The following is a 12,652-nucleotide window of genomic DNA, read 5'->3' on the forward strand; positions in this document are numbered from 1 at the left end:
AACATAATCGGAATCCAGCCATAAGTTTTAAAGTTAATCCAAGCCTCATCAGACATCGTAAATGCCGTGATATAATGCAAAATACCCATAAAGGCAAAAAACAGTGCCCAAGCGACGGTCAGTTTTTTCCAGCCACTCAAGGTCAGTGAAAACACTTCTTTCATCGCCAATTGCATGAGTGGCTTATTGATGATGGCACTGACCAATAGCGTAACGGCGAAGATACCGTTGATGATAGGCGATTTCCAGCGTAAGTAGATGTCGTCACGCAATAGCAGCGTGCCACCGCAAAAAACGATGGTTAATAATAAAACGACCCACTGCTGCTTATCAAATTTGCCTTTTTGACGCACAAAATGGATGGCATAAATAATAATAGTGGCCACGAGCAAGGCGCCTGCCGCCGCTAAAATGCCACTGTAACGCGCGGCAACAAAAAACGCGATCAATGGAATGAAGTCTAATAGGGCTTTCATAGCAAATAGGATGTCCAACAAAAAACGTATGGGGTAGTTTACACGTCTACTGCTGCAAAAAAAAGCAAGTAACAGGATAATCATCCGTTATGATCTGCCTTCATGCGTTATCTTTGCCGCATTTCGTCTTTTTTACTGATAATATAGTCAGTAGTGACAGCGTATTTGAATGCACAACACGTTAAACACCCTCAATACCTTAAGGCCAGCTTTATGAAAATCGACTTACATTGCCACAGTACATGCTCTGATGGTACCTATGCGCCGACCGAGGTAGTACAGCGCGCGCACAACGCTGGCATTCATGTACTGGCGCTGACCGATCATGATACCTTGATGGGTATCGACGAGGCGCGCGCAGCGGCTGAGGCCTGCGATATACGCTTAATCAATGGGGTTGAGATTAGCTGCGAGCATACACTTAGCGGCGGCTACGGCAAAAATAAATCCACCAACAAAATTATCCATGTGTTGGGACTCGATTTTACCGATTTGGATAAAATGCACGCGACGCTGCAGCAGTTGCAAGATAGCCGTGCCACGCGCGGCCAACGTATCACTGAAAAACTCAGTGAGCTATTAGATATTGATTATAATGAGCTATGGCAGGCGGTGCTCGATAAAGCAGGCGGCAATCCACAAGCGGTAGGGCGTGCGCATATTGGTCAAGTGTTGTTTGAGCGCGGTGCGGTAAAAACCGTGCAAAAAGCTTTTGATAAATATCTAGCGGATAATAAACCCGCCTACGTGGCGATTGAAGCATTAACCATGCAGCGCGGCATCGAGCTGATTCACGCTTGCGGCGGCAAGGCCGTACTCGCGCACCCAACGCGCTATCAGCTATCTGCCACCCGCGTACGTAAACTGATCGAAGAATTTTCCGGGCTTGGCGGTGATGCTTGTGAATTACCTTCAAATAGCGAACCGATTAGTACGCGTCGAATGGTCGATCGCAGTATCGCTGAACATCAGCTTGCTGCCTCTATCGGCAGTGATTTTCATGGTAGTAATATGCCGTGGCGACGTTTGGGCGACGTACCAAACCTTAATCCTGAACAGCAAGGTATTTGGCAGTCATTTGCGGCATTGGCTTAGTCCAAAACAGGTTATTCTCAAACTTAATAGATAGGCTAAAATAAAACTTTAGATATTGACGGGTAAATCGATTAAAACCGATTGATAATTAACGGAAAAATTGCCACACTAAATGCGTCAGTTTAGGTCTAATATAAGTCATGCTGTTTATTTTCATGTTTGGTTTGGCTCAATAACTTTCACTATCTGCGGTAGCCCATTATGGCTGTATCGATATCTCATCTAGGCTATAGAAAGCTCTCGCGAGTGATTTTCGAGTGGCAAGCGGCGGATAGGGCCTCACTGCTGGCGCTGTTTGTGTTAATAGAAGTCACCTCACATTGGTTATGGTGCGCGTTTGTTTGGTGGCGCCAAGATCTTTATGGCTCCTATGTAGATATGGGCTTGCTCTATCTTTTATGGACTGCGGTGACGCTGATGCTGCTGTTCTTTTTTTGGATGGTCAGCCGCACATCGCCCATTAGGACAGATACAGGCTCATTATATAAATGGCAAGCGATTATGATCACGCTTTATAGCCTTTATATTGCCGTGGTGATTTTAGTCATGGGTCATAGCAGTTTGGTCGCTGGGGTTTCGCTGGTGGGTGGCGCGATGCTTGGGATGATGCTGATACGGCGGCGCTATGTATGGAAGGCCTTTTTAGCCCATATTGCTTTGATTTTTTTGGTTACCTTAATTCGTTATTTTGGTTTTACCATTCCCAATCTGCGTCAAATGACGATTACTTCTTTCCCCTTAGATACTTATAGCTATCTTACCTTTAGCGAAACGGCGGCAATTGAGAACGCCATTTCTGCTTCAATTTTTCAAAACGGCACACTTAGCTGGGATACCTTTAATCAACTGCGCTCTTCATCGGCGTTTTTTTGGCGTACCACCCATATTTATATGGCGCTGCCAAAGGCGATTTTTATTATCTATATGTTTCGCACCCTGCTGTTGATATTGGATAACAGTAAAGCTGAAATCATGCAGTATGCCAATCAAGACGAATTGACTCAGTTAAAAAGCCGCCGTTACGGTTTGACGCAAATGCAGCAAGCACTGCTAGCGATGGGCGATAAACAAGATTTTAGCGTGATTTTATTGGACTTAGATTGGTTTAAAAATATCAATGACAACTATGGGCATGACGTTGGCGACCAAGTCTTGTGTGAAGTTGCCCAAACGCTATTAAAATCGTTATCAGAAGAGGCTATTGTCAGTCGTTATGGCGGCGAAGAGTTTTTAATCGTGCTGCCAGATACCACGCACGAGGGCGCGATGACCATTGCTAAACAGCTACGCAAAGATATCGCCCAACAAGTCATCAAGAGCGATGATAATGTCGATTTTTATATCACCGCCAGTTTAGGGGTTTATACCCTGACGCATGAAGAGCGTGCGCGTATTCAAAATGAGTATAAAGCCTTAGCGCTAGAAGAAAATACGCAATCGCTGACAGAACCGTGCAAAAACCGTAAGCAATTAGATCGTAGGCAAGGAGAGCGTAGAAAAGAGCGTGGCTCGCACAGCTCAAACCAAGCAGGCGCACAACAGACCCATGCACAGAAAAGAATTTCTCATAGAAGAAAGCGCGCTGCTAAAGAAATAGTGCAAGCCCAACTGCCGAGCGATATTTGTCAGCGCTTAATTTGTATTGCCGATAAAGCCTTATACGAAGCAAAAGACCGCGGGCGTAATCAAGTGGTCAGTGCCAATCATATGCTCGCGGCAGAAAAAGACAAGATTGCCGTTCTTTATGCGACTAGCTAATGATTAACTAGTGGCTGACGAAGAGCTTAAGTTCTGTACTAAGCTTGAAAGTACACTGGTCGCAAAGCTGCCCGTCGTTAAAGTAAAACTGAGCACCAATCTCAGCTCATCATCCGCGTCCTGCCATTCCCAGCTTAATTCTTCAATCGGTAATCTTAGCGCGCGTCGTTGGGCTTTGATATCGCGCTTCTCTAAACCTGCTGCCAACTGACTTAGTAATGGACTTTTCTGTACAATATCATTTTCGATAGCGGCAGCTGTACCACTGACTTTATCATTACCCACGCCCCATAATACCGCCGTTGGATGAATATCGCCGCTGGCAAGTCGCGCTTGCAAAGTGTCGTCCATTACTTCGCTGGCAAATATCGAACCTGAGCCGTCCAAATTAAAGACTTCCCCTGTAAGCCCAGTATTCCAGCTACCATCGCGCACCCGCGCTGCCAATATCTCATTAAATATCAAGCTACGCGCCGCGGACAATTCCATGCTGTTTTGCTCGCGCGGCGCCTGCTTGCGTTTGCTCTTTTTGGGTTGCGGACGGTTTTCAGGTACAGGACGCGCAAATAACGCCAATGCTTCTCTGACATTATTACCGTGACGGCCAAAGCGCTGCGGACCAAAATAATTGGGCACGCCTGTTGTGCTGATATAGGCCAAATGCTGCTCAACCGCATCTTTGTCGCTTTTGTTAGACGGCGTCGTCTCTGTGTTCGCAAACTGGATGTCACGCAAGGTAATGATAAATTGATTGGCTCGGTGGGTCCCGCGATTGAGTTTCTTATTGTGCCACTGCTGCGCAAGGATGGTGAGCGATTCATTAACGCCGATATCAATTGGAGCAAATTCAGACTCTGGTAATTGCTTTTTTGGTAGGCGCAGGCTAAACCACTGTGTCGTCAGCGCATGACGGTCTTTTAGTCCCGAGTAACCGACATCACGCAATGGAATCTCTGCCCACTCGGATAGCAGTTTAGCCAGATAGGCGGTATTCATACCGAGCTTTTCGATATGCAGCCATAAATGCTCGCCTTCGCCCGTAAAGTCGAGCGGCAATATCTCATTGACCACAAAATCTGTGGCATGGGCTTTATAGGTCGCTTGCCTTAAAGGCGGCTGCGTCGGCTGTGGTAATTTGGCCATATCAGTGGCGGCGGTAATATCGATATTTGAGGTATCAAAGGTTTTATCAGCCAAAGGTTTGTTATTAAATGAATCGTTATTAAATGAATCGTTATTAAATGAATCGTTATTAAATGAGTCGTTAGCAAAATCGTCTTGAGAAGTCATAAAAGGTATCTTTTGTATTGATAAAAAGTGGTAAGAGTAAAACGTTAAAGAGGGAGTAAAGGTAAGTTTACGTTTTGCAACGTAGTCAGTATATAAAAAAATGGCGTCTGGCAATGGGTCTTGCTAGTATCAAAGTATCTGGCAAGACATCTGGTTTTTTAATCACGTATTTTTAGCGTTAATATTTTATTTAAACCGCCGATAAAAAATACGTTTGCAGCAGGGAATAATAAATTTTAATAATAACCGTTAAGGATAACTCATGAGCAAAGCAACGATTCATACCGTCACCATTAGCAAAGCCGACATTCCAAATGGTGGCATGAAATCCTATAAACAGGATGACGATAGTATCATTTTAATCACCCGTGATGAGGACGAATTTAGCGCCTTCGATGGTAAATGTCCGCATGCTGGCGCAGATTTGGGTGAGGGGCTGCGCTGTGGTAATCGCGTCGTGTGTCCGTGGCATCACGGCACTTTTGACAGTCGCGACGGCACGCTATTGGAGCCGGTTGCGATGCGCGGCTTGACCCAATACGAGCTGAGCGATGAGGGCGATAACATTACCGTCAATACCGCCGCGAAGATAGATAAGCGTGTGGAAAATGACAAGCTGACGGACACCCATACCATTATCATTGGCGGCGGCGGTGCGGGATTTATGACTGCCAATCAGCTGCGTCATAGTGGCTATGGCGGCAAGATTACGATGATTAGTAAAGATGATAAAGCACCTTATAATCGTCCTTTATTATCCAAGATGTTTTTGGCTGGCAAAATGAACGAGAAGTATTTGATGCTTGGCGGCGCGGATTGGGCGAGTAACAATAATATCGATTTGCGCTTAAACCAAACTGTCAGCGAAGTATTACCAAACGCGCGTACCATCGTCATAAAAGGCGAAGATGGTAAACGTGAAGAGCAAACGGCGGACTTCTTAGTGGTGGCGACAGGCGCTGAGCCAAAAGTGCCACCGTTTAAAGGCGCAGATGCCAAGGGAGTCTATACACTGCGTAGTATGGATGATGCCAAAGACATTAAAGAGGCCAGTGAAAACAAGCAGGTAGTTATCGTCGGTACCGGCTTTATCGGTATGGAAGTGGCGTCAGCATTAATGGAGGCGGAGAAGGTCGCTTCTATTACCATCGTTGGTCGTAGCCCTCGGGTAATGAGCAATATCGTCTCCGAAAGTATCAGTGATGCTCTGATTGATTTGCATAAAGAAAAAGGCGTGAACTTCGCCTTTGGTGCCAACGTTGCTGAGATAGCGCAAGATAATGGCATGGTGCGCGGGGTTGTCTTGGATGACGGCAACAAAATTGACGCCGATATGGTCATATTGGGTACAGGTGTAGCTCCGCGTACCGAAATAATAGACGAGGTCAACGATCCTGATGGTGTGCAAGTTAACGACTATTTAGAGCTGCGCGACGGCGTCTATGCGCTGGGTGATATTGCCAAAGCCACCAATCAGATGGGGCGTATGCGTATCGAACATTGGCGCGTGGCGTTGCAGCACGGTATCGTTGCGGCCGCTGCTATCTTAAATGAAGACAATGTCAACTCTTTAGCCGAGCGTATTCCATTTTTTTGGACGGCACAGTATGGCAATAGCCTACGCTATAGCGGTCATGCCGCAACGCCTGACCATGGCATTATGTTCGGCACGCCGAGTAAATTCGACTGTATCGAGTACTATTTTGATGACGAAGCAGAAAACACCCGTGCAAGTGCTGCTATCTCACTTGGCCGTGATAAAGAGTTGATTGCCTTCTCTGAGCTACTGCGCCGTGGTCATGCGCCAACGCGCGCGCAAATCAATGCTGGGTTTGATATTATCGCGCAAGCCCATGCGTTATCGCGCTAGTAGTAAAAACGGATACGTATTATTATAAAGGCTGGCTTGGTTATCTAAGCCAGCCTTTTATACCATAGATTTTTATAAGACATAAACGGATAAGGAAAGCCGATGCTATGAATAAAGAGCCATTAAATAAATCAACCGTATTTTTACGTCAAGCTGAAGCAAGTGATGTCGACGCGCTCGAGCGATTGCTCAATCGCTGTTATCGACAAGCGGAAGGCTGGACCAATGAGGCAGATTTGGTCGGCGGTATTCGTACCACCAAAGATGAGCTATTGGCTGTCATTAATGACCCAAAGCATTACGTTTTTATTTATCCAAAAACCACGACAGGTGAGCGTGATGGCAAAGAAACAGGCGAGCTATTAGGCTGTATCGCGGTCGACATAAAAGACGATGTCGCTACAAATCAGCGCGCGGGTAATCAAAAAGCTTATATCGGTATGTTTGCCGTCTTGCCTGAACTGCAAGGGCTTGGCGTCGGTCATCAGATACTGCAGGCAGCTGAGACATTTGCGCAGCGGCATTTACAAGCAAATACCCAAACGCCTGCTCAAAACCCTGCGCGTTTAACGATGTCTATTCTCAGTCATCGACCTGAGCTTTTAGCGTATTATCAGCGCCGTGGTTATCGTTTAAATGGCAATAGCATGCCGTTTCCCGTCGACGGTAATAATGGCGAACCTAAGCGCCAAGATTTAGAATTATTAGAATTAGAAAAACTCGTAAGCTAATGGTAAGTCAATCAGTTTTACTAAAACTAAAACCATTCACCTCAGAGCAATGAACCCCAAAGCCATTAACCCCAAAAGCTGCCAAAGGTCATAAATAATCCGACACTCAATAGGAGAAATGCCACGATAATTAAGCGCTTAAACCAATTAAAACCGAGCAGGCGCGTGGCATTATCATTGGACATCAAATAAGCAAACAGGCCGATTAGGCTGGCGACCAAGGTCATGATACCAAGACCAATCGGTAATATAGAAAAATACATCTGCCACACAAGCATCTCGCAACGGTGATTATTAAACGCATCATAGCAGCATCGTGATTGTGCTGTCTGAATTATCTGCCTCTTACGTTTGAAAAACGCTATCAGCATAACAGGAGGTCAAAGTGGGAAAGTTTAAAAAATTGACGTTACTCCTCCTATTTATACTATTTTTTATCACCTATTCTAAAGCGCCTACTGACAGTACGGTTGAGCAATTGATTACAGCGCAATATGAAGAAGGTATTAAGATAATGCAGGCTGCCAAAGCGAACGCTGGCAATGACAAAATGGCGCAAGATATAAGCAGTTTGATGGAGCGCATGATGCCAACGCTTGAACGCGTCGAAAATATCGATTGTAACCGCGTCAAGGGTAACGGTACTTTTAGCTGTACCGCTGATATCACCCAAACGATTGCGGGAAATAGCCGAACTAATAAAACCATATTTAACGTTTATCAAGTCAAGGGAGAATGGACGCTGGATAATTAATGGCTTTAATAATCTTAGATAAATTAAGATTTATATGAAAAACGCAAAATGCCTTAATGGCTAGTAATAAAAAAGGCTACCTCGTTAAAGGTAGCCTTTTACTTATATTATCTGGTCTATAAAAACTAGCGCATGGTCACAAATTCTTCTGAGCCTGTCGGATGAATGGCAACCGTGTTATCAAAGTCAGCTTTCGTCGCGCCCATTTTTATCGCTACCGCAAAGCCCTGAATCATCTCATCGACACCGTAGCCAATACCATGTAAGCCAATGACCTTTTCTTCTTCACCTAAACACACCAGTTTCATCACGCACTTTTGACGATGCTGCGTGACCGCACTATACATAGAGGTAAAGGTTGATTTATAGCATTTGATATTTTCTTTGCCATGCTGCTCAACGGCGTCGATTTCAGACAAGCCAATCGTACCGATAGCAGGGTGGGTAAAGATGACCGTCGGTATCAAATCATAATTTAGATGCTCATTGGTTTTATCGTTAAATAAGCGCTCTGAAAGCCTGCGACCGGCAGCGATAGCCACTGGCGTCAAATCAATGCTGTTTTCGATAATATCGCCCACCGCGTAAATGCCTTTGACAGTGGTGTTTTGAAATTTATCGACTTTAATTTTGCCAAATTCAGTCGTTTCAACGCCGGTTACTTGCAAGTTGATATTGTCGGTTGAGGGCGCACGTCCAATCGCCCAAATCAAGCAATCTACCGTATCAAGGCTACCATCTGCGGTACATAACGTCAGGCTACCATCTTCATTTTTATGAATCTCAGTGAGTGTGGTATTGGTATGCAACTGAATACCGTCTTGCTCCATTTCTATCAGCAAGGTTTCAACGATGGTATGGTCAAATGAGCGCAGCGGCGAATGTTGACGCACGTACTGGTGCACCTCAGCACCGAGGCTATTGAGCACGCCTGCGATTTCGACAGCGATATAGCCAGCGCCAACGATGGCAACCCGTTTTGGCATGTCATTTAACGCAAAAAAGCCATCAGAATCGATGCCGTATTCTGCGCCTTTGATGTCGGGGAGAATCGGATGTCCGCCTGTCGCAATCAAAATATGGTCGGCGGTAATGAGCTCGCCATTGACCTCGACGGTGTTAGTATCGACAAATGTAGCAAAGCCTTTTATCACTTCAACGCCATTTTTCGCCAGATTATTATCATAAGAGCGATGGATGTTTTCGATATATTGTTGGCGGCTATGGACCAGTTTTTGAAAGTCAAAACCTTTGACCTCGACGTCAAAGCCATAATCTGGTGCATATTTTTCGATGGCTTCGGCCACTTGCGCGCCGTACCACATTACCTTTTTGGGTACGCAGCCTAAGTTGACGCAGGTGCCACCCAATTGGTTGGCTTCGATAATGGCGCATTTTTTGCCATAGCTCGCTGCGCGGTTGATTGAAGCAATGCCACCGCTACCGCCGCCAATGGAAATATAATCATAATGTTTGGTCATTGTAATGTCTCTTAATTTGGTTTTTATTAGGAAGGTTGTGAAATTGGCATTTATAGGGAGAAGGGTAAATATTAGCCTTTTTAACCCTACAAAAAGTATGCTTGATGATACCATGAAGTGTGACTGGTTTTAATAAGGAAAACTCATGCATATCGTTATCTTAACTCTGACTTTCGCGCTACCTGGCTGTAGCTCACTCAAAGAAAAACGCCAACGGATGGGCGGCTTGCACGCACGCTTTGGCAATACGCCAAGTGTCGCGGTCTGTGAGAGTGGTGAGCGTGATCGGCATGACGCCAGCGAATGGACGTTTGTGATCGTTGGGCTTTCTAAACGTGAGGTGGAGTCGCAATGCAGCCAAATCGAGGAAAAAATAGAACGGACAATAGATGCGCGGGTGATGGATGTTGAGAGGGAGTTTGTTTAGGAGGATTTATTAAAGGATGCTTTCTGAACCGCGACTCTGATTAAAAGAATACAGTTTGACGCTTCAATTGAGAGTTAAGTAAATATTTTGATTCTAGAAAACGAACTATAGTTTATTTGTTGATAGACTTTTGTTTTTTGCTATGATAATCTCTTTCAGCAATTCAGAAACATTACTTACATTTCAGTTACATATTAAATTATATATTGCTATCAATCGGGGTCATGCAAGATATAAATTTACGGTAGTAAAGCTCTAAATTTATAACTTCATGATTTTAATTGAGCTATTTAATTTGACTGTATTTCTCAACTAGGACGTTTAATGAAAACTGTTAATAAAATAAAAAATGCTCTATTGCTTACTACTATTACAACTTTAGTAGGTTGTACCACTGTAGCCGATATGGCAGGGTACGATACTGCTACATTAAATACCGATGCGGCTAAAAGTTACTCTCAAGTGGTTTCTAAAGCCAATGGTCAAGGCGCAGTAGATAATACTGCCACTGCTATTCGAGTTAAAAATGTCTTCAATCGTATGAAGCCTTATGCCGTTCGTGCTAATACAACAGGTGTTCCTTTTGACTGGCAAGTTACAGTTATACGTTCACCTGAATTAAACGCTTGGGCAATGCCTGGCGGTAAAATGGCTTTTTACACCGGTATTGTAGAAAAGTTGAAGTTAACAGATGCAGAGATTGCTGCGATCATGGGACACGAAATGACCCATGCATTATCTGAGCACAGTAAAAAAGATGCTGGGCAAAAAATTCTGACCGGCTTAGCGCTTCAATTAGGTGGTGCTGCGATACAGGAAAAAACAGGACTAAATGCTGAGGCAATGAGCTTGATTAGTGACTACGGCCTTGATAAGCCGTTTTCTCGTAGTCAAGAATCACAAGCCGATGCTGGTGGTTTACGTTTGATGGCGCAGGCAGGCTACAATCCGGAAGCTGCCATTGCAGTATGGCAAAAAATGGAGGCCGCCAATGGTCGTAGCAATGCGATAGTTACTTTGATGTCTACGCATCCAAACTCTGGGCAGCGTATCGCTAAAATTCAGGCCCTGTTACCTGAAGTTATGCCAGTCTATCAAGCGGCGGCTAAAGCACCTGCTAAGGCAACTACTGGAGTAACTACTAACGCCACTACTACTAGAACTATTAAACGTAAATAATTCAGTAAGTATCCAAAAAAGTAAATGTTACCACAAAAGGTAAGTCAAACGACTTATCTTTTTTTTGCAAAAGGATATGTACAAGTGGCTGATTTGATGGTTATCTTATGTCTTAAGGACTAGGTGTAGCAAGCTGTACTCATTTGGCAATACGCCAAGCGTCGCGGTTTGTGAAAGTGGCGAGCGTGATCGGCATGATGCCAGCGAATGGGCGTTTGTGATCGTTGGGCTATCCAAATGTGAGGTCGAGTCGCAGTGTAGTCAGATTGAGGAGAAAATAGAACGGACGGTAGATGCGCGAGTGATGAATGTTGAGAGGGAGTTTGTTTAATTGAAGGCGTCTTTGGTATTTCTTTGTAGTATCAATTAGTTTAAGTTCGCTCTATTAATTTAAAATATGGACTTCATTATATGAATTTATCTTTCATACTTAGATATTTAGTGTTTACCGCATTTAAGAAATCAACAATTAAACCCTCAAGCTCAACAAGATACGCTTTAAATTCAGCTTTCTTGTCCTTTATATATTTATCTGTTTCAGTTTTATATAAATGTTTAAATTTAATGATTTCAGTTGCTCCTTGATCCTCAAGAAAATAGTAGGATGCAATAGTATTTAACTTATCACTTTCGCTATATGTTTCATTGTGTGCAACTGAGTTTCTAAATTGTCTAAACTTATTTGTGAACTTATCTAGAGCCTTTAAGCTTATTTCGATATTTGATCCTTTAATATGTGTATTTTTGACAATAGTACTATTTTTGCAGTCTCTTTCAGGTAAACCTAAGTTATAGAGGATATTAATAAGCCTTAAGGACCTATCATACACAGAGGTGATTCGAAGGTAATAATTTTCTATAGCAAAAACGATATGATCATGACGATTCATTGAATCGGGTGAAGTGCTAGTCCTATAACCGGACAAAAGTTCAATAGAAAAGTGTAATTGTTCCATGCAATCAGTGATACTCTTAACAGCTTTGAAACAATCCAATGTGTATTCCTCTAAAGGACTGGCTATCACTGCAATACCACTTTCTAAATCACATCTTTTGATATATGGAATAATAACAGCATTAGCTGAATTGAATATTTGTAGATTATCAATTGTTGGATTTTTCATAATTTATACAATACTTTAGAATGTCAAATTGTTAGGTTTTTCGCGTCAGCGTAACCTACGATTTTGGATAATATTATTTTTGATTTCAAGAGCTTTGCTTCTTCCACTAATAGTAAAACTCACTAAAGTAGAGTCGAAAGGGTTAGTTTCAATAAGCCCTTTATTTACTAAATTTGATGCAATTTCTTGAATCTCAAGCTTAGAGGTTTCCATAGCATTATAATTTAAATTACTCAAGTTTATGAAGTCTTCTCGACTATCCTCGATTATTAAAGCCATGATGTATAAAAACCCTTGTTCATTACTAGATAAATTTAAAGATCTAATTTTTTGGCTTTTATTGTTTAAAGCTTTAAAGGAATAGCTCCAAAAAAATGGAATTATTATAAATGCTAACAAAGTTCCAGAAAATAATGACCCTCCAATCAATGGGAGTTTCCAGTCATCTGGAACCTCTGGAATCAAGG

Annotated in this window: 13 protein-coding genes and 1 pseudogene; 8 read left to right on the forward strand and 6 right to left on the reverse strand. The window is 43.3% G+C overall.

Going from position 1 to position 12,652, the window contains the following annotated elements; translation table 11 throughout:
• Positions 1-476, reverse strand: a pseudogene (locus V7D75_RS01015) (inner membrane-spanning protein YciB); the annotation flags it as partial.
• A gap of 213 nt (positions 477-689) precedes the next feature.
• Between V7D75_RS01015 and V7D75_RS01020 the strand changes: the two are divergent.
• Both V7D75_RS01020 and V7D75_RS01025 read left to right on the forward strand, forming a co-directional pair.
• Positions 690-1,571 (forward strand): PHP domain-containing protein, encoded by an 882-nt coding sequence (locus V7D75_RS01020; protein ID WP_333613037.1) that lies wholly within the window; start codon positions 690-692, stop codon positions 1,569-1,571.
• A 201-nt stretch (positions 1,572-1,772) separates the two neighbouring features.
• Positions 1,773-3,329, forward strand: a complete 1,557-nt coding sequence (locus V7D75_RS01025; RefSeq protein WP_333613038.1) for a GGDEF domain-containing protein — start codon at positions 1,773-1,775, stop codon at positions 3,327-3,329.
• A 3-nt stretch (positions 3,330-3,332) separates the two neighbouring features.
• On the opposite strand, the gene truD is transcribed toward V7D75_RS01025, so the two are convergent.
• Positions 3,333-4,472, reverse strand: coding sequence for a tRNA pseudouridine(13) synthase TruD (gene truD / locus V7D75_RS01030; RefSeq protein ID WP_442968894.1), 1,140 nt, complete (start codon positions 4,470-4,472; stop codon positions 3,333-3,335).
• A 409-nt stretch (positions 4,473-4,881) separates the two neighbouring features.
• Here truD and V7D75_RS01035 point away from each other — a divergent pair, with 409 nt between their 5' ends.
• Positions 4,882-6,489 (forward strand): FAD-dependent oxidoreductase, encoded by a 1,608-nt coding sequence (locus V7D75_RS01035; protein ID WP_333613040.1) that lies wholly within the window; start codon positions 4,882-4,884, stop codon positions 6,487-6,489.
• Positions 6,490-6,596: 107 nt separating this feature from the next.
• A complete protein-coding gene (locus V7D75_RS01040) occupies positions 6,597-7,220 on the forward strand; it encodes a GNAT family N-acetyltransferase (protein WP_333613041.1) in 624 nt (207 codons plus the stop codon).
• 65 nt (positions 7,221-7,285) lie between these two features.
• On the opposite strand, the gene V7D75_RS01045 is transcribed toward V7D75_RS01040, so the two are convergent.
• The gene (locus V7D75_RS01045) at positions 7,286-7,498 is read right to left on the reverse strand and encodes a hypothetical protein (RefSeq protein WP_068403915.1); all 213 of its coding nucleotides are present in this window, start codon (positions 7,496-7,498) and stop codon (positions 7,286-7,288) included.
• 107 nt (positions 7,499-7,605) lie between these two features.
• Between V7D75_RS01045 and V7D75_RS01050 the strand changes: the two genes are divergently transcribed.
• Positions 7,606-7,974, forward strand: coding sequence for a hypothetical protein (locus V7D75_RS01050; protein ID WP_333613042.1), 369 nt, complete (start codon positions 7,606-7,608; stop codon positions 7,972-7,974).
• Between the two features lie 125 nt (positions 7,975-8,099).
• Here V7D75_RS01050 and gorA read toward each other — a convergent pair whose 3' ends face one another.
• Positions 8,100-9,455, reverse strand: a complete 1,356-nt coding sequence (gene gorA / locus V7D75_RS01055; RefSeq protein WP_333613043.1) for a glutathione-disulfide reductase — start codon at positions 9,453-9,455, stop codon at positions 8,100-8,102.
• A gap of 145 nt (positions 9,456-9,600) precedes the next feature.
• Here gorA and V7D75_RS01060 point away from each other — a divergent pair, with 145 nt between their 5' ends.
• From V7D75_RS01060 to V7D75_RS01070, 3 genes are all read left to right on the forward strand, one after another.
• On the forward strand, positions 9,601-9,882 hold the full coding sequence (locus V7D75_RS01060; RefSeq protein ID WP_333613044.1) for a DUF503 domain-containing protein: 282 nt from the start codon (positions 9,601-9,603) through the stop codon (positions 9,880-9,882).
• Positions 9,883-10,206: 324 nt separating this feature from the next.
• Complete coding sequence (locus V7D75_RS01065) at positions 10,207-11,061, forward strand: M48 family metallopeptidase (RefSeq protein WP_333613045.1); 855 nt, start codon at positions 10,207-10,209, stop codon at positions 11,059-11,061.
• Positions 11,062-11,194: 133 nt separating this feature from the next.
• Entirely contained in the window at positions 11,195-11,392 is a 198-nt protein-coding gene (locus V7D75_RS01070; protein ID WP_333613100.1) for a DUF503 family protein, read from the forward strand.
• A gap of 76 nt (positions 11,393-11,468) precedes the next feature.
• Here the strand turns inward: V7D75_RS01070 and V7D75_RS01075 are convergent, their stop codons facing one another.
• Both V7D75_RS01075 and V7D75_RS01080 read right to left on the reverse strand, forming a co-directional pair.
• The gene (locus V7D75_RS01075; RefSeq protein WP_333613046.1) at positions 11,469-12,185 is read right to left on the reverse strand and encodes a Cthe_2314 family HEPN domain-containing protein; all 717 of its coding nucleotides are present in this window, start codon (positions 12,183-12,185) and stop codon (positions 11,469-11,471) included.
• Between the two features lie 45 nt (positions 12,186-12,230).
• A partial coding sequence (locus V7D75_RS01080; protein ID WP_333613047.1) for a hypothetical protein occupies positions 12,231-12,652 on the reverse strand: 422 nt, incomplete at its 5' end.

It is taken from the genome of Psychrobacter sp., from assembly GCF_036731945.1.
Taxonomy (GTDB): domain Bacteria; phylum Pseudomonadota; class Gammaproteobacteria; order Pseudomonadales; family Moraxellaceae; genus Psychrobacter.